This is a genomic window from Stenotrophomonas sp. T8 (assembly GCF_051853085.1).
GTDB lineage: Bacteria > Pseudomonadota > Gammaproteobacteria > Xanthomonadales > Xanthomonadaceae > Stenotrophomonas > Stenotrophomonas sepilia.
The window spans coordinates 2,139,699-2,163,236 of sequence record NZ_CP195329.1 but is presented as its reverse complement, the minus strand read 5'-3'; the positions used below and the strand labels follow the sequence as shown (position 1 = coordinate 2,163,236).

The 23,538-nt window shown below is 68.5% G+C and carries 22 protein-coding genes; 18 read left to right on the top strand and 4 right to left on the bottom strand.

The window, feature by feature from the left end:
* Position 1 precedes the first annotated feature (1 nt).
* From moaCB to ACSDHM_RS10110, 10 genes are all read left to right on the top strand, one after another.
* Complete coding sequence (moaCB, locus tag ACSDHM_RS10155) at positions 2-997, top strand: bifunctional molybdenum cofactor biosynthesis protein MoaC/MoaB (protein WP_065177645.1); 996 nt, start codon at positions 2-4, stop codon at positions 995-997.
* Positions 997-2,250 (top strand): molybdopterin molybdotransferase MoeA, encoded by a 1,254-nt coding sequence (locus ACSDHM_RS10150; RefSeq protein ID WP_438914541.1) that lies wholly within the window; start codon positions 997-999, stop codon positions 2,248-2,250. Before moaCB ends, ACSDHM_RS10150 begins: the two co-directional genes overlap by 1 nt.
* On the top strand, positions 2,250-2,510 hold the full coding sequence (locus tag ACSDHM_RS10145; RefSeq protein ID WP_111008037.1) for a MoaD/ThiS family protein: 261 nt from the start codon (positions 2,250-2,252) through the stop codon (positions 2,508-2,510). Before ACSDHM_RS10150 ends, ACSDHM_RS10145 begins: the two co-directional genes overlap by 1 nt.
* Positions 2,511-2,513: 3 nt before the next feature.
* Positions 2,514-3,014, top strand: coding sequence for a molybdenum cofactor biosynthesis protein MoaE (locus ACSDHM_RS10140; RefSeq protein WP_111008038.1), 501 nt, complete (start codon positions 2,514-2,516; stop codon positions 3,012-3,014).
* A 107-nt stretch (positions 3,015-3,121) separates the two neighbouring features.
* Entirely contained in the window at positions 3,122-3,664 is a 543-nt protein-coding gene (gene mobA / locus ACSDHM_RS10135) for a molybdenum cofactor guanylyltransferase (RefSeq protein WP_438914542.1), read from the top strand.
* The gene (locus ACSDHM_RS10130; RefSeq protein WP_111008040.1) at positions 3,661-4,026 is read left to right on the top strand and encodes a hypothetical protein; all 366 of its coding nucleotides are present in this window, start codon (positions 3,661-3,663) and stop codon (positions 4,024-4,026) included. The genes mobA and ACSDHM_RS10130 overlap by 4 nt, the downstream gene beginning before the upstream one ends.
* Before the next feature lie 68 nt (positions 4,027-4,094).
* Complete coding sequence (locus ACSDHM_RS10125) at positions 4,095-4,871, top strand: helix-turn-helix domain-containing protein (RefSeq protein ID WP_065196412.1); 777 nt, start codon at positions 4,095-4,097, stop codon at positions 4,869-4,871.
* A gap of 23 nt (positions 4,872-4,894) precedes the next feature.
* Entirely contained in the window at positions 4,895-5,638 is a 744-nt protein-coding gene (gene modA, locus ACSDHM_RS10120) for a molybdate ABC transporter substrate-binding protein (protein WP_334271369.1), read from the top strand.
* Positions 5,639-5,641: 3 nt separating this feature from the next.
* Positions 5,642-6,325 carry a molybdate ABC transporter permease subunit gene (gene modB / locus ACSDHM_RS10115; RefSeq protein ID WP_439426943.1) on the top strand — a complete coding sequence of 228 codons (684 nt, stop codon included), beginning with the start codon at positions 5,642-5,644 and terminating at the stop codon, positions 6,323-6,325.
* Complete coding sequence (locus tag ACSDHM_RS10110) at positions 6,315-6,983, top strand: sulfate/molybdate ABC transporter ATP-binding protein (RefSeq protein ID WP_227837670.1); 669 nt, start codon at positions 6,315-6,317, stop codon at positions 6,981-6,983. The genes modB and ACSDHM_RS10110 overlap by 11 nt, the downstream gene beginning before the upstream one ends.
* A gap of 93 nt (positions 6,984-7,076) precedes the next feature.
* Here ACSDHM_RS10110 and ACSDHM_RS10105 read toward each other — a convergent pair whose 3' ends face one another.
* Entirely contained in the window at positions 7,077-8,606 is a 1,530-nt protein-coding gene (locus ACSDHM_RS10105; protein ID WP_072167568.1) for a diflavin oxidoreductase, read from the bottom strand.
* A complete protein-coding gene (locus ACSDHM_RS10100; protein ID WP_069138376.1) occupies positions 8,603-9,031 on the bottom strand; it encodes a PAS domain-containing protein in 429 nt (142 codons plus the stop codon). The genes ACSDHM_RS10105 and ACSDHM_RS10100 overlap by 4 nt, the downstream gene beginning before the upstream one ends.
* 441 nt (positions 9,032-9,472) lie before the next feature.
* Here ACSDHM_RS10100 and glgA point away from each other — a divergent pair, with 441 nt between their 5' ends.
* From glgA to glgX, 7 genes are read left to right on the top strand one after another with little or no spacing between them, the layout of a single operon-like run.
* The gene (glgA, locus tag ACSDHM_RS10095) at positions 9,473-10,999 is read left to right on the top strand and encodes a glycogen synthase GlgA (RefSeq protein ID WP_111008045.1); all 1,527 of its coding nucleotides are present in this window, start codon (positions 9,473-9,475) and stop codon (positions 10,997-10,999) included.
* A complete protein-coding gene (locus tag ACSDHM_RS10090) occupies positions 10,996-13,230 on the top strand; it encodes a 1,4-alpha-glucan branching enzyme (RefSeq protein WP_439426942.1) in 2,235 nt (744 codons plus the stop codon). Before glgA ends, ACSDHM_RS10090 begins: the two co-directional genes overlap by 4 nt.
* Entirely contained in the window at positions 13,227-14,945 is a 1,719-nt protein-coding gene (gene treZ, locus ACSDHM_RS10085) for a malto-oligosyltrehalose trehalohydrolase (RefSeq protein ID WP_072167572.1), read from the top strand. The genes ACSDHM_RS10090 and treZ overlap by 4 nt, the downstream gene beginning before the upstream one ends.
* Positions 14,942-16,786 (top strand): 4-alpha-glucanotransferase, encoded by a 1,845-nt coding sequence (locus ACSDHM_RS10080; protein WP_088496065.1) that lies wholly within the window; start codon positions 14,942-14,944, stop codon positions 16,784-16,786. Before treZ ends, ACSDHM_RS10080 begins: the two co-directional genes overlap by 4 nt.
* On the top strand, positions 16,783-19,356 hold the full coding sequence (treY, locus tag ACSDHM_RS10075) for a malto-oligosyltrehalose synthase (RefSeq protein ID WP_439426941.1): 2,574 nt from the start codon (positions 16,783-16,785) through the stop codon (positions 19,354-19,356). The genes ACSDHM_RS10080 and treY overlap by 4 nt, the downstream gene beginning before the upstream one ends.
* Entirely contained in the window at positions 19,325-19,495 is a 171-nt protein-coding gene (locus tag ACSDHM_RS10070) for a DUF2934 domain-containing protein (RefSeq protein ID WP_072167575.1), read from the top strand. Before treY ends, ACSDHM_RS10070 begins: the two co-directional genes overlap by 32 nt.
* Positions 19,482-21,602: a glycogen debranching protein GlgX gene (glgX, locus tag ACSDHM_RS10065; protein WP_111008050.1), complete on the top strand. Its 2,121-nt coding sequence runs from the start codon at positions 19,482-19,484 to the stop codon at positions 21,600-21,602. Before ACSDHM_RS10070 ends, glgX begins: the two co-directional genes overlap by 14 nt.
* A gap of 52 nt (positions 21,603-21,654) precedes the next feature.
* On the opposite strand, the gene ACSDHM_RS10060 is transcribed toward glgX, so the two are convergent.
* On the bottom strand, positions 21,655-21,969 hold the full coding sequence (locus tag ACSDHM_RS10060) for an AzlD family protein (protein WP_088496063.1): 315 nt from the start codon (positions 21,967-21,969) through the stop codon (positions 21,655-21,657).
* Complete coding sequence (locus tag ACSDHM_RS10055) at positions 21,966-22,697, bottom strand: AzlC family ABC transporter permease (RefSeq protein ID WP_088496062.1); 732 nt, start codon at positions 22,695-22,697, stop codon at positions 21,966-21,968. The genes ACSDHM_RS10060 and ACSDHM_RS10055 overlap by 4 nt, the downstream gene beginning before the upstream one ends.
* 127 nt (positions 22,698-22,824) lie before the next feature.
* Here ACSDHM_RS10055 and ACSDHM_RS10050 point away from each other — a divergent pair, with 127 nt between their 5' ends.
* Entirely contained in the window at positions 22,825-23,289 is a 465-nt protein-coding gene (locus ACSDHM_RS10050) for an Lrp/AsnC family transcriptional regulator (protein WP_005413654.1), read from the top strand.
* Positions 23,290-23,538: the final 249 nt, after the last annotated feature.

The following is a 23,538-nucleotide window of genomic DNA, read 5'->3' as shown; positions in this document are numbered from 1 at the left end:
GATGAGTGGGGAATTGAATGCGGCCTTCCATATGGCCGATGTCCGTGACAAGCGCATCACCCGCCGCCGTGCGGTGGCGGTGGGCGAGTTGCATGCCGGTCCAGTGGCCTATCCGCTGATCGTCGAGCGCCGCCTGCCCAAAGGCGATGCGCTGGTGATGGCCGAGATTGCCGGCCTGCAGGGCGCCAAGATGGCCTCGATGCTGATGCCGCTGTGCCACCCGCTGCCGCTGGAACTGGTGCAGGTGTTCTGCGCACCGGTGCCGGAAAGGCAGGCGATCCGCGTGTGGTGCGAGTGCGCCAGCGAGGCGCGCACCGGCGTCGAGATGGAGGCACTGGCCGGCGTCAACGCGGCGCTGCTGACCCTGTACGACCTGAGCAAGCCGGTGGAACCGGCGCTGCGCATCGAAGGTATCCGCCTGCTGTTCAAGGAAGGCGGCAAGCGCGGTGTCTGGCTGCACCCGGACGGCATGGACGAGGCCGAGCGCGAGCGGTTCAAGCCGCGTGCGCCGAAGGGGCTGCAGGGCGCGGCCTGCGCGGTGATCACGCTGAGCGATCGCGCCAGCGAAGGCACCTATGAGGATATCTCTGGCCCGACCCTGGTGACCGGGCTGAAGAAGCTGGGGGGCGAGGTGGTAGCCGCCGAGGTACTGCCCGATGGCATCGAGCCGTTGGCGGGCCGCCTGCAGGCCTTGGCCGCCGAGGGCGTGCGCCTGTGCCTGTGTACCGGTGGTACCGGGCTGGGCCCGCGTGACCTGACCCCGGAGGCGCTGCGTTCGTTGAATGCGCGGCCGGTGCATGGCCTGGCGCAGATGGTGCGGGCACTCAGCGCACAGCACACGCCGATGGCCTGGCTGAGCCGCGCCGAGGTGGTGCAGCTGGGCAACATGCTGGTGTTTGCATTGCCGGGCAGCCCGAAGGCGGCGGCGCAGTGCCTGGACATCCTGGCGCCGGTACTGGGCCACGCACTGGCAATGGTCGAGGGTGGTGGCCACTGATGATTGCCTATAGCGAAGCCTTGCAGCACCTGCTGGACGCGGCCATGCCGCTGCCGGCCGAACATCTGCCGCTGAATGAGGCCGGCGGCCGCACTCTGGCCGGTGACATCCACAGCGGGCAGTCGTTGCCGCCGTTCGACAATTCGGCAATGGACGGCTTCGCGCTGCGCGCCAACGGCGTGGCATTCGAAGCTGGTACCGAATTCGGGGTGCAGGGCTGGCAGGCGGCCGGCGATGCCGGTGCCGAAGGCGGCGAGGGTGCCTGGGAAATCATGACCGGCGCGCGCATGCCGGTCGGGCTGGACACGGTGGTGCCGGTCGAGAATGTGGAGATCCTCGCCAGCGAGGACGGCCGCCCGACCCGCATTGCCCTGAAGGCATTGGTGAAGCCGGGCCAGAACGTGCGCCTGCGTGGCGAGGATGTAAGCGACGGCGAGCGCGTGCTGCAGGCCGGGCAGGTGCTGGATATCAACGCGCGCACCCTGCTGCATGCGATCGGCGTGGGCGAGGTGGCGGTGGTGGCAAGGCCAAGGGCCGCAGTGATCGCCACCGGCAAGGAGCTGGTGACCGAGGCGGCGCAGACGCTGGCGTCCGGGCAGATTCGTGACAGCAACCGGCCGTACCTGGTTGGCCGCCTGCAGGCCGCCGGTGCCGAGGTGGTCTGGCAGGGCACGGTGGGCGACGACGTGGCCGCGTTCAATGCGGTGCTGGATGCAGCGCTGGATGCGGGTGCGCAGCTGTTGATCAGCACCGGCGCGGTGTCGGCCGGCCGGTACGATTTCGTTCCCGACGCGCTGCGTGGACGGGGTGCGCGCATCGTGTTCCACAAGGTAGCGATCCGCCCCGGCAAGCCGTTGCTGTTTGCGGTGCTGCCCAATGGCGTGCTGTATTTCGGCCTGCCGGGCAACCCGGTCTCCGCTGCCGTGGGCCAGCGCTTCTTCGTCGAGCCGGTGCTGCGCCGCCTGCTGGGGCTGTCACCGGAGCCGGTGCTGACGCTGCCGCTGCAGGCCGACGTGCGCACGCCGCCGGGCCTGCGCTTCCACGCGCGGGCGCGGGTGGAAGTGGACGCGCAGGGTCGCCTGAGTGCGCGCGTGCTGGCCGGGCAGGAGTCGTTCCGTTTGATGTCCATGCTGCAGGCCAACGCCTGGGTGGTGCTGGAAGGCGAGGGCGGTCTGGCCCCTGCCGGCACGCCGGTGCGTGTGCAGGGCTGGGGTCATCAGGACCCGGTGCAGCTGGCGAGCCAGGAGCCGTGATGAAACAGGTGAATCTGCAGTTGTTCGGTGCGTTTTCCGATCTGGATGCCAGCCGCGAGATCGCGGTGGAGGTGGCTGGCAGCACCGTGGCCGATCTGCGCCAGGCGCTGCGCGAGCTGCTGCCGGTGCGTTGGCCGGGATTCCGTGCCGGCCTGCTGGATTATTCGGCATTCGCCGACCAGCAACAGGTGCTGCGCGACCACGACGCGCTGCCGGACGATGGCCGGGTGGCGATCCTGCCACCGGTAAGTGGAGGCTGACCGATGAGCGAGAAGATCATCGCCAAGGTCGTGGACCGCGCGCAGGCGGCGATCGATCCGGCCGAGGGCATCGCCGCGGTCTCCGATCCGGGCTTCGGCGGCATCGATGTGTTCATCGGCAAGGTGCGCGACGTCAATGTGGGCCGGCGGGTGACCGGGATCACCTACGATCTGTTCGAACCGCTGGTGCTGAACGAGTTCAAGCGCCTGGCCGCCGAGGTCGAAGCGACGTTCGGGCCGAAGCTGAAGCTGTATGTGGCCCATGCCAAGGGCCGGCTCGGCATCGGCGATGTGGCGGTGGTGGTGGCCGTCGGCAGCCCGCACCGTGACGAGGCGTTCCGCGCCTGCCGGCAGTTGATCGAGGTGGTGAAGCACCAGTGCCCGATCTGGAAGCAGGAGCATTACGAGGACGGCGACAGCCAGTGGAGCGAAGGTTGCAGCCTGTGCCATGCGGACAGCTCATCCGCACATGCCGATGACCACACACATGACCACGGGCATTGACCGCGCCCTTCGGGGAGCGTCGGGTCCAGTAGATCCACGCCGTGCGTGGATGAGGCTCTCCCGATGAATCCGGCCGACGCAGCCACGCATGGCGTGGCTCTACTGCGATGAGGATCAACGGCATCGTGCTGGCCGGTGGCCTGTCCGCCCGCATGGGCCGCGACAAGGCACTGCTGCCCTGGCAGGGCCGCACATTGCTGGAACACATGCGCGGCCTGTTGAAGCAGGCGGGCGCGCGCGAGGTATGGGTCAGCGGCAACTACCCGGCGTTTGGCGGAATCCCGGACCAGGTCGCACGCTGCGGCCCGCTGGGCGGCCTCTACAGCGTGGCGTTGCAGATGCCTGACGGGCCGGTCTGGGTGGTGCCGGTGGATACGCCGCGGGTGACACCCGCGCTGTTGCAACGGCTGCAGGCCGATCAAGCGCGTGCCTGCACGGTGTTCGACGATGAACCGTTGCCGATGCGGTTGCAGATCGATGATCATTGCCGCCGCGTGCTGCGGGACTTGATTGATGATCCGATGGCGCGACGTTCACTGCGCGCCCTGCAGGAACGCCTGGGCGTGACCCGATTGCCATTGGCACCCGAGGATCAGGCGTTGCTGCTCAACTGCAATACGCCATCAGAGTGGGAGTCCATCACAGCATGAAGGTCCAGCTGCAACAGCAATCGATGCGCCTGCGCGTGGATGAGGAAGAGCTGGCACGCTTGCTGGCCGGCGAGTCACTCGAGAACCTGACCCGCTTCGGCGGCAGCGGCGGCTGGGGCGTAGCGCTGTCGCTGCATGCCGGCGATCAGGCAGTGCTGCTCGATGGCGGGACATTCTGCCGGTTGGTACTGCCTCGCCAAGCCGTTGAGTCGCTGGCGGGCAGGCTGCCCTGCCGGGATGGGCTGGGCTTCGGTATCGCCCTGGATGACGACAGCATGTTGCAGCTGCAGTTCGATGTGGACGTGCGCGACAGCATGCGGCAGCGTGGCCCGCAGCGACGCGCTGAACCTGCGCCGGAGTAGGCGCATGATGCGCAGGGCCGGCTGGCACGCTGTCGTATGATGGGCGCCTTCGTTCCTGCGTTGCTGCAATGCCCCTGAACCCCTCCGCACCCTCTGCGTCCCGACCGGCCACGCCCAATCCGGCAGCGGCCGATGACGGCGACGCGCTGCACTTCTGCAGTACCTGTGCGTTCTCCGACGCCTGCATGTCGCAGGGCTACGACAAGGCTGCGCTGGGCGAGTTGCATGTGCTGGTCGACCACGTCGGTCCGTTCCAGGCTGGCGACTATCTCTTCCGTGCAGGCGATCCGTTCGACTCGATCGCAGCGGTCCGCGCCGGCATGGTCAAGACCTTCGTCGATGACAGCCAGGGCAACGAGCAGGTACTGGGGTTCAGCCTGCCCGGCGAGGTGATCGGGCTCAACGCCATCCATGGCGCGCGCTTCCCCTGCAATGCGGTGGCACTGGATACGGTCTACCTGTGCCGGATCTCGTTTCCGCGATTGAGCCTGCTGGCCACGCGCATGCCGGGGTTGCAGGCGCGGCTGTTCAGCCTGCTCAGCGCCGAGATCGGCAAGGTCGCCACGCTGGCGGCCAACCATCGCACCGAGGAGCGCATGGCAGCGTTCCTGCTGGATCTTTCCGAGCGCTATGCCCGGCGCGGTTTCTCTGCCACCCGTTTCAACCTGAGCATGGCCCGTACCGAGATCGCCAACTACCTGCGGATGGCGCCGGAGACGGTGAGCCGGGTGCTGCGCCGGCTGAGCGACGAGGGTGTGATTGCGGTGAACCAACGTGAGATGCTGTTGCTGCAACCCGAACGGCTGGCGGCGTTGGCCGTGGCCCGGGAATCCGGACTGGACTGATCAGGCAAGCGAGGGGCCGACCCATGATGCGAGCGGGGCTGTTGTTGCTGGGACTGCTGGCCACGGTGCCGGCCTGGGCGGCCACGCTGACCGTTTCGGCGGCATCGAGCCTGACCGAGAGCTTCCGTGAACTGGGCGCGGCCTACGAAATGGCGCATCAGGGAACCAAGGTCGATTTCAACTTCGCCGCGTCCGGCGTGCTGCTGCAGCAGATCGGCCGTGGCGCGCCGGTGGATGTGTTCGCCTCGGCCGACGAAACCACCATGGACCAGGCCCAGCAGCGGGCCCTGCTCGCGCCCGGCACTCGTGAGGTGTTCGCGGTGAACGCGCTGTGGGTGGTGGTGCCGCCGCAGGCCAAGGCGGCGCCGCGTACCCTGAAGGACCTGGCCGGTGCCGGTGTGCAGCGCATCGCACTGGGCAACCCGGACAGCGTGCCGGTCGGCCGCTACGCCAAGGGCGCGCTGGAAGCGGCCGGGCTGTGGCCGTTGGTACAGGGCAGGATCATCACGACGCAGAACGTGCGTCAGTCGCTGGATTACGTGGCGCGCGGTGAAGTGGATGCCGGCTTCGTCTATGCCACCGACGCGCAGGCGATGCCCGAACGGGTGCGCCGTGCGTTCGCGGTGCCGGTGTCCGGGCGCATTGCGTATCCGCTGGCGGTGACCAGGGCCAGTACGCAGCCGGCAGAGGCACGGCGCTTCGCTGCCTTCGTGCGTTCGCCGCAGGGCCAGGCGATTCTGGCCAAGCACGGGTTCGGCAAGCCCTGAGGCATGGATCTGGACTGGACCGCGCTGGGGTTGTCGCTGAAGGTGGCCGGCTGGGCCACCGCGATCAATCTGGTGCTGGGCGTGGCGCTGGGCGCGTTGCTGGCCCGCCGTCGCTTCCCCGGGCGCGAGCTGCTGGATGCGCTGCTGACCCTGCCGATGGTGCTGCCACCGACGGTGCTGGGGTACTACCTGCTGGTGTTGATCGGTCGCAATGGTCCGATCGGTGCGTGGCTGCAGTCGTGGTTCGGCATCAACCTGGTGTTCACCTGGCAGGCGGCCGTGATTGCTGCGGCGGTGGCCTCGCTGCCGCTGGTGTTCAAGCCGGCACGCGCGGCGTTCGAGGAAGTGGACGGGCAGCTGGAGCAGGCCGCACGCACGCTGGGTGTGTCCGAAGTGGCGGTGTTTTTCCGCATCACGCTGCCACTGGCGTGGCGCGGCATCCTCGCCGGCCTGCTGCTGGCGTTTGCGCGCGCAATGGGCGAGTTCGGCGCGACGCTGATGGTGGCCGGCAGCATTCCGGGCCGGACGCAGACGTTGTCGATCGCCATCTACGAGGCGGTACAGGCCGGCCAGGACGGCAAGGCCAATGCGCTGGTGATTCTCACCTCGGTGGTCTGCATCGTGATCCTGTTGCTGGCCGCGCGGCTGGTGGGCGGGCGTCGCCGGGAGCTGCGCGATGTGGCTTGACCTGCAGGTGCAGCGTCGCCTGCAGGCGGCCGGCCAGGAGTTCGTGTTGGACGTATCGCTGCAGTGCACGCAGCGGCAGGTGGTGTTGTTCGGGCCTTCGGGCGCGGGCAAGAGCCTGACCTTGAAGGCGGTGGCCGGGCTGCTGCGGCCGGGCCAGGGTCATGTGCGCGTGCAGGGGCAGACCCTGTTCGATGCGGCCACCGGCGTGGATCTGCCGCCGCAGCGCCGCCGGCTGGGCTATGTGTTCCAGGATTACGCGTTGTTCCCGCACCTGAGCGTGCGCCAGAACGTGGCGTTCGGGCTGGAGAAGGGGTGGTTGAATCCGCGCGTGGGCCAGCGCTTCGATGCGGTGGAGCAGTGGTTGCAGGCATTCCGCATCGACACCGTGGCTGATCTGCTGCCCTCGCAGATTTCCGGCGGGCAGCGCCAGCGCAGCGCACTGGCGCGGGCGCTGGTGACGCAACCGCAGGCGTTGCTGTTGGATGAGCCGTTCTCCGCGCTGGATCATGACCTTCGCCAGCACCTGCGCCAGGAGTTGGAGGCGGTGCTGGACAAGACCGGCATCCCGTTGTTGTTGATCAGCCACGATCCGCAGGACGTGGCCATGTTCGGCCAGCAGGTGGCGCGCATGGTGGACGGGCGTATCGTCGGCGATTGACCTGCATCTGTAGAGCCGAGCCCATGCTCGGCTGCTGTTGGCGGTGTTGCGAAAAGCAGCCGAGCGTGGGCTCGGCTCTACAGGATCTACGGATCAATACAGTTCACAGTGCGTGCGGCCTTCATTGCGCAGCGCGTCCCAGCGCCCTTCGCCACCGATGGCATCGATGGCCTCGCGCACCGCGCCTTCCAGGTGGCGCTTGTTGCCGCACAGGTACAGATGCCCGCCCCGGGCCAACACGTCGCGCACTTCGGCGGCACGCTGCTGCAGCACATGCTGCACATAGACCTTTTCGACGCCATCGCGCGAGAACGCGGTATGCAGGCCAGCCAGAACGCCACGCGTGTGCCAGTCCTGCAGCTGGTCGCGGTACAGATAGTCGTGCTGGCGGTGCTTCTCGCCGAACACCAAGTGCACTTCGCGTTCGCAGGCATTGGCCTGCAGTTCCTGCATCAGGCCCATCAACGGTGCGATGCCGGTGCCGGTGCCGACCAGCAGCAGCGGTGCCTGGCCGGTATCGGGCAGGTGGAAGCCAGGGTTGGAACGGCAGTACACCCGGGCGTGGTCGCCGCCATGCAGCAGGCTGCCGGTGGCAGTGCCGAAGCGCTCGCGGCCGCGCAGGGTGTAGCGCACTTCGCGCACGCACAGGCTCAGCTGGTCGTGGCACGGATGCGAGGCGATGGAATAGGCGCGCGGCAGCCGCGGTGACAGCAGCTCGCGCAGCCGGGCCAGCGGCACGCCGTCCGGCGTGGCGTGGTCCTGCAGCACGTCCAGCAGGTCCAGGCCATGCAGGTAGGCGTCGAGCTCGCGCTTCTGGTTGACCTTCAACAGGCGCTTCAATCCCTCGCTGCCGCTGAGCCTGGCCAGTTCGCGCAGCACGCCCTTGCTCAGCAGGCGCAGCTCGCGGTCGTGCAGGGCGGCCACGGCGGTGCTGTCGCCGTACCAGGTGGCCAATGCCCGCAGCAGGGCAGGATCGTTCTCCGGCACCACGTGCAGGGTGTCACCCGCGCGGTAGGCCATGCCACTGCCGGCGATGTCCAGCTGCAGGTGCCAGGCAGCGGGGTCGCTGCTGTTCAAGCGGCGACGTTCGAGAATGCGGGCGGCAAAGGCATTGTCTTCGCCATAGGCGGTGACCTGCAGGTGCAGGTCGTGGCCAGCGTTGAGGTCGCCCTCCAGCACCTGGCCCAGCACCGGCCGCCATTGCTGGAAGAACTGCTCGTAACCCAGGTCGGCGTCCACGCGGTGCAGCAGCGGCTGCGCCTGGCGCTCGCTCAGCGCAGCATCCAGCGCCTTGGTGAAGCCACAGAAGTTGGGGTAGCCGGTGTCACCAAGGCCGAACACCGCATAGCGCAGGCCAGCCAGCGTCGGGGTCTGGCGCAGTGTTTCGAAGAACTGTTCGCCGTTGGCTGGCGGTTCGCCATCGCCGAACGAGCTGGAAATCGCCAGCAGCACATCGCCGTGGCCGAGACTGGCCACGTCGATGTCGTTGAACGGGAGCACCTGCGGCGCGTGCGGCTGCAGGTCCGCGCCCAAGCGCTGGGCCAGGGCGCGGGCATTGCCCGACTCGGACGCGAATCCCACGAGCAGGCGGCTGAAGGGCGTACTGGTCGGGAGGGCGTTCACGCGGCCTCGTAGAAGTCGTCGAACTTTTCCTTGCTGAACTCGACCAGGTCGTAGTTCTGCATCAGGTCGTTCACCACGCGGCGGATGCTGATGTAGGAGGTGATGTTGCCGTCGCCGTCGAACAGCGGTTGCACGGTGGTGTCGACCACGTAGAGCACGCCGCCCTTGCCGAGGTTGGGCACGATGCCGGTCCAGGTCTTGCCGGCCTTGATGGTGTCCCACATGTCCTTGTAGACCGCCTTGGGCACGTCCGGGTGGCGCACGATGCTGTGCGGCTGGCCGATCAGTTCCTCGCGGGCGAAGCCGGTGAGCGTGCAGAACAGGTCATTGGCGTAGGTGATGTTGCCCTGCAGGTCGGTGGTGGAGATCACCATGACGTTCTGCAGCGCATTCACGAGCTGGGCGTTGTCGGGGGAGTAGCTCATCGCAGGGTCCTTGTAGAGGCCGGCTGCGCCGGCGTGTTCGGGTTCTGCATAGGAATACGCCCGCGTGGCAGCGGGCGGTTTGACATTGGTCAAGCGCGTAGCGCGAAGGCCTGCGACCGGGTGTCGCAGGGTGAGTCTCTTTAGAGATCAACCCAGCCCGGCTCAGGCGGCACGCGGGATTGCCAGCAGCCGGGCGTGGGCTCGGCCCCATCGCAGGAGACACGGGCAGGAGGCGGGCGCATGTCATGTGTACTGAGCTCATGACGTGTTGTCACAAAGAAATCGCCATGGCTTCACGGTTGATTGATCGCATGCAGGGCTATTGTCGTCCTGAGCCTCTCGCTGGCGTCCCCCACGTCCTGCGTCGACTTCCTTCCCAGCATCAGCGCCTGTCCGGGCGCCGCTGGCGTCTGTCTGCCTGAAGCATCCGAGATCATCCCCATGGCCCGCGCCGCCCAGTCCGCTTCACCCGTTGCGATCTCTCCCGTCACGCCCGTGCCGATCGGCACGCGCCGCGGCCATTCGCAACCGTTGGATCTGCCGGAACTGGTGCAGCGCGTGTTGTTCGTTGCCACCGAGATGGCGGACTTCGTCAAGGCCGGTGGCCTGGGCGACGTCGCTGCGGCCCTGCCGCGTGCGGTGCGCGGTGCGTGTGATTCGCGCGTGCTGCTGCCCGGCTACCCGGAGGTACTGCAGCGCCTGCCACAGCTGCAGCGGGTGGGGCAGGTCAGCGCGCGGGCCGGCTTGCCGGCGTGCACGATCGGCATGGCGGTGCAGGCCGACGGCCTTCCGATCTACGTGCTGCTGTCGCCGGAGCTGTACGAGCGTGAGGGCTCGCCCTACGTGGACGGGCAGGGGCAGGAGTGGAAGGACAACGCGGTTCGCTTCGCGACGCTTTCGCATGCGGCGGCGGAGATTGCGGCCGGGCGTGCCGGGCTGTACTGGTCGCCACAGCTGCTGCACCTGAATGACTGGCCGGTGGCCATGGCGGCCGCCTACGTGCGTTGGGACCGGACGGCCGTGCCGACCCTGCTGACCATCCACAACCTGGCTTACCAGGGGCTGTTCCCCTACGCGCTTGCGCCGGTACTGGGCGTGCCGGCCGAACACCTGGATGAACTGCACTTCCACGGGCAGATGTCGTTCCTGCAGGGCGGCATCACCAACGCCACGCGGCTGAACACGGTCAGCCTTCGCTACGCTCAGCAGATCACCGCCCCGGATGAAGGCTGCGGGCTGCATGACCTGTTGGCGCGTCGCGCAGCCGGCGGGCACCTGAGTGGCATCGTCAACGGCATCGACGCCAGCTGGGACCCGCGCCGCGATATCCATCTCAAGGCCCACTTCGGCATTGGTGAGTGGACCGGGCGCGCCACCAACGCCCATGCGGTGCGCAAGGCGTTCGGCCTGGCACCGTCGACCGGCCCGCTGTTTGCGGTGGTGTCGCGGCTGGTGCACCAGAAGGGCCTGGACATCACCTGCGACGTGGCGCCCCAGATCGTGGCGGCCGGCGGCCAGCTGGTCATCATCGGCGGTGGCGAGCCGCAGGTGGAAGCCCAGGTGCAGGCGCTGGCCCGCCGCTACCCGGGGCGGGTGGGCGCCTTCATCGGGTTCGAAGAAGCGCTGGCCCGCCAGATGTTTGCCGGCGCCGATTTCCTGCTGATGCCTTCGCGCTTCGAACCCTGCGGGCTGAGCCAGATGTACGCGCAGCGTTTCGGCTGCCTGCCCATCGCACACGCGACCGGCGGACTGGTGGATACCGTGGAGGACGGCGTGACCGGTTTTCTGTTCCATGGCGCCAATGCCGATGGCCTGCGCCGCTGCGTGGAACGGGCGATGCGCACCTTCCGCCTGCCGGGGCTGCTGCAGGCCATGCGCCGCGCGGCCATGCTGCGGCCAGGTGGCTGGGATGCGGCGGGGCGCGCCTACCTGGCGTTGTACCAGCAGACCTGCCAGGTGGCCGCATGAGCCACGACAGCCTGCATCTGGCCGCCCTGGAGGATGAAACCATCGCGGAGATGGGATTGGATCAGCGCATCGCGCCGGCGCTGGAGGACCTCGTCCATGCACGCCCGGCCGACGCATTCGCCTGGCTGGGCCCGCACCGCCAGCCAGAAGGCGGACGCCAGCTGCGCGTGCTGGTGCCGCACGCGCAGCGCGTCGAGGTGATCGCAGACGACGGGCGGCGCTGGGACCTGTCCCCCGGCCCGTTGCCCGGCCTGTTCGAGGGCGCGGCCGGCGACGCGGCGATACCGCTGCTTGCCCTGCATTTCGAACAGGGCGTGGAGCAGGTGCACGATGCCTATGCGTTCGGTCCACTGTTGGACGAAGCCCTGCTGCAGCGGTTCCATGCCGGTGATGCCGATGCGGCGCGGCAGCTGGGGGCGGTGCCGATGCAGGTGCAGGGCATCGCGGGCGTGCGCTTCGCGGTGTGGGCACCCAATGCCCAGCGGGTCGCGGTGGTTGGCGATTTCAATGGATGGGATGGCCGACGCCATCCGATGCGGCTGCGTCACACCGCCGGCGTGTGGGAACTGTTCCTGCCGGGCGTGCAGGCCGGTGCCCGCTACAAATTCCGCATCGTCGGCGCCGACGGCCGGGTGATGCCCGACAAGTTCGATCCGATGGCGCGCTGGGCCGAGCTGCCACCGGCCACCGCTTCGCGGGTGCCTTCGGCGGCGCCGACGCAGTGGCACGATGACGCATGGTTGGCGGCCCGACGCCAGGCCGGAACCTGCGCACCGCTGTCGATCTACGAAGTGCATGCGGGCTCCTGGCAGCGCAGCGACGAGGGTGCGCCGCTGGACTGGGATGCCCTGGCCGACCGGTTGATTCCGTACGTGGCCGGGCTGGGCTTTACTCACATCGAGCTGCTGCCGGTCAGCGAGCATCCCTTTGGCGGTTCCTGGGGCTATCAGCCGCTGGGCATCTACGCGCCGACGGCGCGCCATGGCACGCCGCAGGCCTTCGCGCGCTTCGTGGACCGCTGCCACCAGGCCGGCGTGGGGGTGATCTTGGACTGGGTGAGCGCGCACTTCCCGAACGATGCGCATGGCCTGGCCGGGTTCGATGGCACTGCGCTGTACGAGCATGCGGATCCGCGCGAAGGGGTGCACGCCGACTGGGACACGCTGATCTACAACTATGGCCGCAATGAGGTGGCCGCCTACCTGATCGGCAGTGCCTTGGAGTGGGTGGAGCGGTTCCACATCGACGGTCTGCGCGTGGATGCCGTGGCGTCGATGCTGTACCGGGATTACAGCCGGGCCGAGGGGGAGTGGATACCCAACGAGCAGGGCGGGCGCGAGAACCTGCAGGCGGTCGCGTTCCTGCGGCGGATGAACCAGACGCTGCGCGAGCGCTTTCCGGACGTGCTGGTGATCGCCGAGGAATCCACCGCGTGGCCGGGCGTGACCGCGCCGGTGGAAGCGGGCGGGCTTGGCTTCACCCATAAATGGAACATGGGCTGGATGCACGACACCCTGCAGTATATGGGGCGCGACCCGATCCATCGCCCGCATCACCACAGCGAGATCAGCTTCGGCCTGGTCTACGCCTTTTCCGAACGGTTCGTGCTGCCGCTTTCGCATGACGAGGTGGTGCACGGCAAGGGGGCGCTGCTGGCCAAGATGGCCGGCGAGCCGGCGCAGCGGCTGGCCCAGCTGCGCGCGTACTACGGCTTCATGTGGGCGCACCCGGGCAACAAACTGCTGTTCATGGGCGGCGAGTTCGGCCAGGGCCACGAGTGGTCGCACGATGCGGCACTGGACTGGGCACAGGCGGCCAGCAGTGAGGGCCAGGGCCTGTCGCGCCTGGTGCGAGACCTCAACGGCGTGCTCCGCGCCGAACCCGCGTTGCATCGCGACGAGCGCGACGAACGCGGTTTCGACTGGAGCGTGGCCGATGACAACCGCAACAGCGTTTACGCGTTCATCCGCCGGGATCCTGCCGGCAGCGGCCGCACCCTGCTGGTGGTGAGCAACTTCACCCCGGTGCGGCGCGAGGCGTACCGGGTCGGCGTGCCGCACCCGGGGCGTTGGACCGAACGACTCAACACCGACAGCGTGTACTACGGTGGCGGCAATAGCGGCAACCTCGGAGCGGCGCTTACCGAGCCCGGGCCGATGCATGGGCACGCCCAGTCGCTGCGGCTGACGCTGCCGCCGCTGTCCACGCTGTACCTGCAGGTTGATGCATGACGGCAGTGACGCCGCGCCTGGGCGCATGGCCTGTGGCCGGTGACGGGGTGGAGTTCCGCGTGTGGGCACCGGACGCAAGGACGATGGCGCTGAGCCTGCACGGCACGCAGCGGCCGATGCAACGCGACCCGGACGGCTGCCACTGGCTGCGAACACCGGCATCGCATGGCGACCGCTACTGTTTTCGCCTTCCTTCCGGCCTGGACGTGCCCGACCCGGCCTCGCGCTGGCAGCCGGACGGCATCGACGGCGACAGCGCGGTGGTGCTGGACAAGGACATGGTGCAACCCACGTGGCGCGGGCATGCCTGGCAGGACCTGGTGATCTATGAAGTACACATCGAGGCCGGCGGCGGCTTCGCGGCGCTGACCGCGCAGCTGCCGATGCTGGCCGCGATTGGCATCACCGCCATTGAGCTGATGCCGGTCGCGCAGTTTCCCGGCCAGCGCAACTGGGGCTACGACGGCGTGTTCCCGTATGCGCCGGCCCATGCTTACGGTGGGCCGGCAGAGCTGAATGCCTTCGTCGAGGCGGCACATGCCGCTGGGCTTTCCGTGTTGCTGGACGTGGTCTACAACCACTTCGGACCGCAGGGTAACCATCTGCGCCAGTACGCGCGGGGGTTCTTCCGTGATGACCGCAGTACTCCCTGGGGCGAGGCCATCGACTTCCGCCAGCCCTGGGTGCGGCGCTTCTTCATCGACAACGCGCTGATGTGGTTGCGCGACTACGGCTTCGATGGGCTGCGCCTGGATGCGGTGCATGCCATCGATGATGAGCGCTTCCTGCAGCAGCTGGCCGAGGAGGTACACGCGGTGGTGCCGCACGCGCACCTGGTGCTGGAGAACGAACGCAACCAGGCGCGATGGTTGCGCGGCGCCTACCAGGGGCAATGGAATGACGACTTCCACAATGCGCTGCACGTGATGCTGACCGGCGAGCAGGAGGGCTATTACGCGGCCTATGCCGGTCGCGCCGAAGCACTGCTGGCGCGCTGCCTGGCCGAAGGATTCGCCTGGCAGGGTGAACCGGACCTGCGCGGCGATCCCCGCGGCGAACCCAGCGCTGACCTGTCTCCCGCGCGTTTTGTGGCATTCGCGCAGAACCACGACCAGGTAGGCAACCGTGCTTTCGGCGAGCGCTTGTCGATGCTGGTGGATCCGGCGCGGCTGCGTGCGGCGCTGGCGTTGACCGTGCTGACGCCGATGATCCCGCTGCTGTTCATGGGCGAACCGTGGCAGGCGCAATCGCCGTTCCTGTTCTTCACCGACTACGCGCCGCCGCTGGACGAGGCGGTGCGCGAAGGGCGTCGCCGCGAGTTCGCTGGTTTCAGCGCCTTTGCCGACGCCGCCTCGCGCGCGCGTATTCCGGACCCGAACGATGCGGCGACCCTGCAGGCGTCGTACACGCCGCCGCCCGGCGATGATCCCTGGTCGCAGCACTGGCTGCGCTGCACGGGCGAGTTCCTCGGCCTGCGCAGGCGCTATCTGCAGCCGGGCCTGCTGCAGGCGCGGTCGCTGGGTGCGCGCGTGCTGGGCCAAGGCGCGGTGCAGGCGGGCTGGCAGTTGCCCTCGGGCCAATGGTGGATCGCGATCAACGTGGGCCCTGTGCCGGTGGCGCATGCGGTGCCGGCCGGCGACTGCGTCGTGGGGCCGGACGCGGCCGGGATGCTGCCAGCCGGCGGCGGCGTGCTGGCCTGCTGGATCGCCGCATGAGCACGGATGCAGCGGTGCGGGAAGCGGCCGGCCGTGCGGGCCTGCTGGTCCGCTGGACCGACGTGGCCGGTGCCGCGCGCGAGGTCGCACCGGACGTGCTGCGCGCGGTGCTGGAGGCGCTGCAGGGCGATGCAGCGCCCGAGCACGGTGGCCTGCGCACGGCTTGCTGTGGACAGCTGCTGGCGATGCCCCAGGCGGCAGGCGCAGCGTGCTGGGTGGATGAGCAGGGCGCAGTGCTGCCGGCACACCCCGATGCGCAAGGGCGCTGGCGCGTGCCGGACCAGCCCGGCTACTGGCAGTGGCGCCAGGGCGGACGGCAACAGGCGATTGCGGTGGCGCCACAGCGTGCCTGGTGGCCGCTGGGCTTGCTGCGCGGCTGGGGCCTGTCGGCGCAGGTCTACAGCCTGCGCGCTCGCGACGACGCCGGCATCGGTGACAGCGCCGGCTGTGCGCGATGGAGCGAACTGCTGCACCGTCACGGCGGCGATGCAGTGGCGTTGAGCCCGCTGCATGCCGGCTTGCCACCAGGGCCCGGTTACAGCCCCTATTCGCCCAGCGACCGGCGCTGGCTCGATCCGCTGCAGACCTCCCTGCCGCAGGTACTGCCGGAAGCAGCCGACGCCGTGCTGGCTGAAGACGAAGCACTGGCGACGGCCGTTGCAGCAGCCACTGCCGCGCGCCGCATCGACTGGCCGCACTCGGCGGCGTTGAAGTGGCGCTGGCTGCGCCAGGTGCGCCAGTGGCTGCGGCAGCAGGCGCCGGCTCAGTACGAACAGATGCAGACGTGGTGCGATGCGCAGGGCGAATCCCTGCTGCGCTATTGCCAGCACGCCGCCGACCGGTTCACTGGAAGCGCCGACGACCATGCGTTTGCGCAGTGGTTGGCGCGGCAGGGCTGGGCGCAGGTGCAGGCGGGCTTGCGCGACGACGGCGCGTCGATCGGACTGATCGCAGATCTGGCGGTGGGTTGCGCGCCGCAGGGCGTCGAGGCCCGGACCGGTGGCGACCGTCTGCTGCAGGGCCTTGAGCTGGGCGCGCCGCCGGATGCGTTCAATCCGCTGGGCCAGGCCTGGGGTATCACCAGCTGGTCACCCTCCGCGCTGCAGCGCGAGGGCTTTGAGCCGTTCATTCGCGTGCTGCGCGCCGTGATGGCCGGCCGTGGGGGGCTGCGCATCGACCATATCCTCGGCCTGCAGCGGCTGTGGGTGCTTCCCTGTGGCTCAGCCGCCGGACAGGGCGTGTACCTGCGCTATCCGTTCGATGATCTGATCAACCTGCTGGTTCTGGAATCGTGGCGGCATCGCTGCGTGCTGATCGGTGAAGACCTGGGCGTGGTGCCGCCGGGCATTCGCCAGCGGCTGGCAGCCCGCGGCATCCTGGGCATCGAGGTGCTGCCGTTCGCCCGCAAGGGTGAACACTTCCTGCCTGCGCCACGGTGGCGCCGCGATGCGGTGGCCATGCCCTCCACCCATGATCTGCCACCGCTGTCCGGCTGGCTGCACGGGCGCGACCTGCGCTGGCGTGCCCGCCTGGGTGAGCTGACCGGGCTTGCAGCGGCGTTGCACGCGCGCGCCAGTGAGGTGCAGGGACTGTCCGCCGTTGCCCGAGGCGAGGGCGCGACGCTGGAAGCGCGTGCGCTGTCGCTGGTCGCGCACGCGCCTTCGCGGTTGGCGCTGCTCCCGCTGGAAGATGCGCTGGGGAGCCGCGCGCAGGTGAACCTGCCGGGCACCGTCAACGGCCATCCGAACTGGCGCCGGCGGCTACCGCTGGCATGGGAACAGGACGCGGTTGACGCGCGTATTGCCCGGTTCAGCGCAACGCGGCGGAGGGAGCGGCGATGACTCCATTGCGTGCCACCGTACGCCTGCAATTGCATGCAGGCTTCGACCTCGAGGCCGCCGCGATGCAGCTGCCGTACTACGCCGCGCTGGGCGTCAGCCACCTTTACCTGTCGCCGATCGCCGCTGCGCTGCATGGGTCTACGCATGGCTACGATGGCATCGACCCGGCCTGCATCAATCCGGAACTGGGCGGCGAAGAAGCCTTCCGGCAACTGGCCACAGCGACGCGCGCGCACGGCATGGGCCTGATCCTCGACATCGTACCCAACCATCTGGCGGCGTCCCCGCACAGCCATTGGTGGAACGATGTGCTGATGCACGGGCGTCGAAGCCCGCACGCAGCATGGTTTGACATCGACTGGGAGGCGCCGGGCTGCGAGGGCCGGCTCTGGCTGCCTGCACTGGACCGGCCGTTGCACGACGCGGTGCGCGATGGCGTAGTGCGCGTGGTGGTGGACAACGCGCGTCCCGTGCTGCGCCACCATGGTCTGGCGTTGCCCTTGTCGCCGCGCAGCCATCCACTGGACTCCGCGCAGTGGCCGGCGTGGGCCGAGCGCTGCAACCGCAGCGTTGAACGGCTGCATACGCTGCTGCAGCGGCAGCACTACCGGCTGGCTTGGTGGCGCACGGCGGGCGATCAGGTGAACTACCGGCGCTTTTTCGATATCAATGAACTGGCCGCGCTGCGGGTGGAGCGCGATGACGTGTTCGAGGCGGTGCATGCGCTGCCGCTGCGGTTGGTACGCGAGGGATGGGTGGACGGCCTGCGTATCGATCATGTGGATGGCCTGTCTTCCCCGGGCGCCTACCTGCGGCGCCTTCGTGAATCGCTCGACGCAGCCTGTGCGGCCGGCGGCCGTGATCCGCAGGCGGTGAGCCTGCATGTGGAGAAGATACTGGCCGAGGGCGAGCAGCTGCCCGACAGCTGGGCCTGCGACGGCACCACCGGCTATGACTTCATGGACCAGACCGGTGCCTGGTTGCACGATCCGGCGGCTGCACCCGCGCTCTCGCGCACGTGGCAGGCGCTGGGCGGTGATCCGCGCAGCTTCGACCGGATCCAGCAGGACGCTCGCGGCATGATGTTGCGCCAGGGCCTTCACGCAGACTTCCAGCGGCTGCTGCGCAGTGCGCAGCAGGTCCTGCAGCCCCGGCTGGCCGAGGCCGATATCGGAGTGGCTGCGCTGGCACGCGCATTGGCTTCATTGCTGCGGCATTACCGCACCTACCGGCCCTATTCGCTGCAGGGGGCGGGTGAACGAAAGGCGCTGGTGGACGCTGCAGCTGCTGCGCGCGAGGCGCTGGACGGTGCGGCATGCGCCGCGCTGGATCTGCTGCTGCAGGCACTTCCCGGCCAGGCGCCGGCTGAAACCGAGCTGCGCGTACGGTTCGGGCAGCTGGCCGCGCCGTTGAATGCCAAGTCGGTGGAAGATACCGGGTTCTATCGCTATTTCAGGCTGCTGTCGCGCAACGAAGTCGGCAGTGATCCGCAGCGGCTGGGCATGGAAGGGCGCGAGCTGCTGGAACATGCAGCCGGGCGCCTGCGGCGCCATCCCAGGGCGCTGCTTGCGCTGGCGACCCACGATCACAAGCGCGGGGCCGACAGCCGGGCACGGCTGGCGGTTCTCAGTACCTGCACGGTCGAGTGGCGGGACGCGGTGCGGCGCTGGGGCCGGATGGCGACCCGCGCCGGCGCGCCAATGCCATTGCCGAGTGCCGAGGCCTATGCGCTATGGCAGGCGCTCGTGGCCGCGTGGCCGATGCACGGTACCCCCGGCGCAGGCTTCGCATCGAGGATGGGGCAATGGCTGACCAAGGCGTTGCGCGAGGGCAAGCGGGTCAGCAGCTGGTCCGATCCCAACGTGGCCGTGGAGGAGGGCGCCGCGCAGTGGCTGCACGCGCTGCTGGATGGAGCGCCGTTGCAGCCGGTGCGGGAGGCGCTGGCGACCTTCGTGGCGCTCATCGCGCCGGCGGGCGCCTGCAACGGCTTGGCACAGCTGTGCCTGCAGCACTGCCTTCCCGGCGTGCCCGATCTTTACCAAGGCGGTGAAGGCTGGGACCTGAGCCTGGTGGACCCGGACAACCGGCGCGCCGTGGATTATCCAGCGCGGCAGGCGTGGCTGCGTGATGCGCGCGCGTGGCCCGCGCTACTGGAGGACTGGCGGGACGGTGGGATCAAGGCATTTCTACTCCGGCGATTACTGGATTGCCGCCGCAGGCACCCGCAGCTGTTCCTGCACGGCGCGCTGCAGCCGCTGTCGGCGCCGGTGCGCTCACCGTGGCTGGCGTTCACGCGCAGGCATCAGGCGCAGATGCTGCTGGTGGTCGTGCGGCGTGGTTCGCCCACCGCCGTGCCTGGCCCAAGCCTGCATGCGCCGCGCGACGTCGGCAGCGATGTGACGCTGCGTGGGGTGCCGACAGGCCCCATGCGCAACGTCCTTGACGGGCGCATCGAACATTTCAACGCAACCACGGACGTGGCCAGGCTTCTGGCTGGCAGCCCGTTGGCGATATGGATCAACGAGGAGGCAGGTAGGGATGGACAGCAGGGAACGACGGCAGCGGATTGAGGCACTGGCCCACCAGATCTGGGAGGCAGAAGGGCGCCCGGATGATCAGCAGCAACGGCACTGGCACATGGCCGAGCGGCTGGTGGAGGCCGAGATCGCCGCCGCGCGCGAGGAGGAGGGCACCGATGGCGAGCCGTAAGTGGACGCAGACCTCGCGCGTGCGCGAAGGCCGGCCCTTCCCGCTGGGGGCGACCTGGGACGGGTTGGGCGTGAACTTCGCGCTGTACTCGCGGCATGCCACCCGGGTGGAGCTCTGTCTGTTCGATGCACGCAACCGCGAAGTGGAACGCATCGCGCTGCCCGAGTACACCAACGAGATCTGGCATGGCTACCTGCCGGACGTGAGGCCCGGCCAGCGCTATGGCTACCGGGTGCATGGCCCCTATGCGCCGGAGGAAGGCCATCGCTTCAATCCCAACAAGCTGCTGCTGGACCCCTACGCCAAGCAGATTGTGGGCGAACTGAAGTGGGCCCCCCACCTGTTCGGCTACACCTTGGGCCACCGCGATGGCGACCTGAGCTTCGACCGCCGCGACAGCGCCAGCTACATGCCGCGCTGTGCCGTGATCGATCCGGCCTTCAGCTGGGGTGCCGAGCGGGCACCTGCCACGCCCTGGGACCGGACCGTGATCTACGAAGCGCACGTGCGCGGGCTGACCATGCAACACCCCGATGTTCCGCAGGCCGAGCGTGGCACCTTGTCTGCCCTGCGCCATGACGCAGTGGTCGACCACCTCAGCCATCTGGGCGTGACCGCCATCGAACTGCTGCCGGTGCACGCCTACGTCGATGACCAGCAGCTGCTCGAGCGCGGGCTGCGCAACTACTGGGGGTACAACACCATCGGCTTCTTCGCGCCGCAGCCGCGTTACCTGTCGCTGGGCACCGTGGCCGAGTTCAAGCAGATGGTCGCGCGGCTGCACAATGCTGGCATCGAAGTGATCCTGGATGTGGTCTACAACCACACCGCCGAAGGCAATGAGCTGGGCCCTACGCTGTCCTTCAAGGGCATCGACAACGCCAGCTACTACCGCCTGGCCGATGATCGCCGCTACTACATCAACGATACCGGCACCGGAAACACGTTCGACCTGACCAATGCCGGTGCACTGCGCATGGTGATGGACTCGCTGCGCTACTGGGTGACCGAGATGCGGGTGGACGGCTTCCGCTTCGACCTGGCGACCATACTCGGCCGTGAACGGCATGGGTTCGACGCTTCGGGCAGCTTCCTTGATGCCGTGCGCCAGGACCCGATCCTGAGCCAGGTGAAGCTGATCGCCGAGCCCTGGGACATCGGCCCGGGCGGCTACCAGCTGGGCCAGTTCCCGCCGGGCTGGGCCGAATGGAATGACCGTTTCCGAGATACGGCGCGCGCGCTGTGGCGCGGCGATGGCGGCCAGCTGGCGGAGTTCGCCACGCGCTTCACCGGCTCGGCCGACCTGTTCGAGCACCACGGCCGGCGGCCGTCGGCCAGCATCAATCTGGTAACGGCACACGATGGGTTCACGCTGCATGATCTGGTGAGCTACAACGACCGCCACAACGAAGCCAACGGCGAAGACAACCGTGATGGCCATTCGCACAACCTTTCCAGCAACCATGGCGTGGAGGGTGAGACCGATGATCCGGCGATCCTCTCCGTACGTGCGCGGCAGATGCGCAACCTGCTGGCCACGCTGCTGTTGGCGCAGGGCACCCCCATGCTGCTGGCCGGCGATGAGTTCGGCCATTCGCAGCAGGGCAACAACAACGCCTACTGCCAGGACAACCCGCTGAGCTGGATCGACTGGGAGCGTGCTGCGCAGCCGGCAGCCCAGGCGCAGGTGGCGTTCGTACGCCGGGCGCTGTCGCTGCGCCGACGCTATGGCCTGCTGCGCAGGAACCGGTTCCTGCGCGGCGAATACGATGAGGCGCTGGGCCTGCGCGATATCGACTGGCGGCATCCCGATGGTCGCGGCATGGAGGAAGCGGACTGGCATGACGCAGGGCTGCGTGCGCTGCTGATCATCTTGGACGGCCGCAGTCCGGACAGTGGCCTGCGCGAGCCCGGGCGGCATGTCAGCCTGGCCCTTTTGTTGAACGCCGGGGAGCAGCCGCAGCGGTTCTGTGTGTCAGACGACGCCCTGTCGTTCCGGCGCGTACTCCTGCAGACCGACGAAACGCCGTTGGAGCCGGATGAGGAAGGCGCCTGGACGCTGCCGCCGCGCAGCCTGTGCCTGCTGGCGGCAAGCAGCAGCGCTTGATTGCATCGCGGCGCCACTACGGTCCGCCGGGCGTTGCCCGGCGTACCGGTAGCTACCCCATCAGATAACGCAACACACCCGCCGAGACCACGCCGATCAGCACCGTCGGCAGCATCGACAGCCGCGTGGCGGCCAGCAGGGTGATCGCCAGTGCAGCCAGGTCGGCCGGCTTGTCAGCGACGAAGTCCGGGGCGATCACCGAGATCAGCACGCAGCCCGGCGCGGCTTCCATCACCGTCACTGCGCGTTTGCTCAGCGTGCGGTTGCGCAGCGCGAGGAAGCCGGCGATGCGGGTCAGGTAGGTGGCGGCGGCCATCAGCACGATGGTCAGTACTGAAGTCCAGTGGATCAAGCCATTGAAGGTCATGCTGCGTCCTCCGCCAGCAGCCAGGCTGCGGCCAGGCCGGCCAGTGCGCCGCTCGCCACGTACCACGCACCTGGCGCCAGCAGGTAGGTAGCGGCGGCGACGACCAGGCTGACCAGCCACGGCCGTGCAGCCTTCATGCCCTGCCACATGCCGCGCAGCAGCACCAGGAACACGGCGGGGAAGGCCATGTCGAAGCCGTAGGCGTGGATGTCGCCCAGCATCGGGCCGACGATCGCGCCCAGTGCGGTGCAGGCCACCCAGACCGTGTACAGGCCGGCCGACACGCCCAGGTAGTAGGCCAGGCTGAAGCCCAGCGCGCGTCGACGCGCATCGGCCACGCCCATTGCCCAGCTTTCGTCGCACATGAAGAACAGCGCCGGCAGCACCCGGCGGCGCGGCAGGTGTTGCAGCAGCGGGGCCAGGCTGGCGCCCATCAGCAGGTGGCGGCTGTTGACCAGCGCGGTGATCGCCACGATCAGTGCGATGTGCGGTGGCGAGGTCCACAGTTCGACGGCGGCGAACTCCGAACCGCCAGCGAAGTTGAGGCCGGTCATCAGCGGTACTTCCAGTGCGCTCAGGCCCTTCTGGGCCGCCTGCGCGCCGAGCACCAGGGCGAACGGAATGAAGCCGATCATCACCGGTACGGCGGCGCGCAGGCCGCGCAGGAATTCGGCACGCGGCGCGGTATCGCAGGTGTCTGGCAGGGGGAGGGTGGTACGGGCGTCCATGGAACGGCACGACGAGGTGGGGGTGGCCCATGCTAGCGGTCCGATCACGAAATCGGGTTGCGTTGATGCCACTGGATTCTGGATGATTGATATTCCATGCGGCCAGAGTCGACCAGGACGAAATTGCATGCAGTACCAGCTCGACAACCTTGATCGCCGCATCCTCGACGCCCTGCAGCGCGACGGCCGCCTGCAGAACCTGGAGCTGGCCCGTCTGGTCGGGCTGTCGCCGTCGGCCTGCCTGCGCCGGGTGCGGCTGCTGGAGGAGGGCGGTTACATCGACCGCTACGTGGCGCTGTTGAACGAGGCCAAGGTGGGCCGCGGCTTCACCGTGTTCGTGCGGGTGTGGCTGCGCGGGCAGGACGAGGACACCACCAACCACTTCATCAACAGCATCAAGTCTTTCCCGGAAGTGCTGGAATGCCATCTGATGGCCGGTGACTGCGATTTCCTGCTGCGGGTGGCGGTGGCCGACCTTGATGCCTACCGGCAGTTCCAGATGCAGCACCTGAACCGGATCGCCGGCGTGCAGAACACCAAGACCGAGATTCCGATGCAGCGGATCAAGCAGACGACCCAGCTGCCGCTTTGAGGGATGGGGTTTACGGCCGGGTTGCACCCGGCACCCGCGGGTAGTGCCGGCTGCTGGCCGGCAACCTCAGGAGCAACAACAGCAACAGCGATGCTCCGTGGGGCGGCGGGGCGGTGTGGCCAGGCAGGACACGCCGTAAACCCTTCCTTGGGGGCTCGATGGCGCCATCCATGGCGCCAACGGTCCTGCCTGGCCACACCGCCCCGCCGCCTGACAGTTCCCCGCGATCCGTCGGGGTCGGATCCCGTT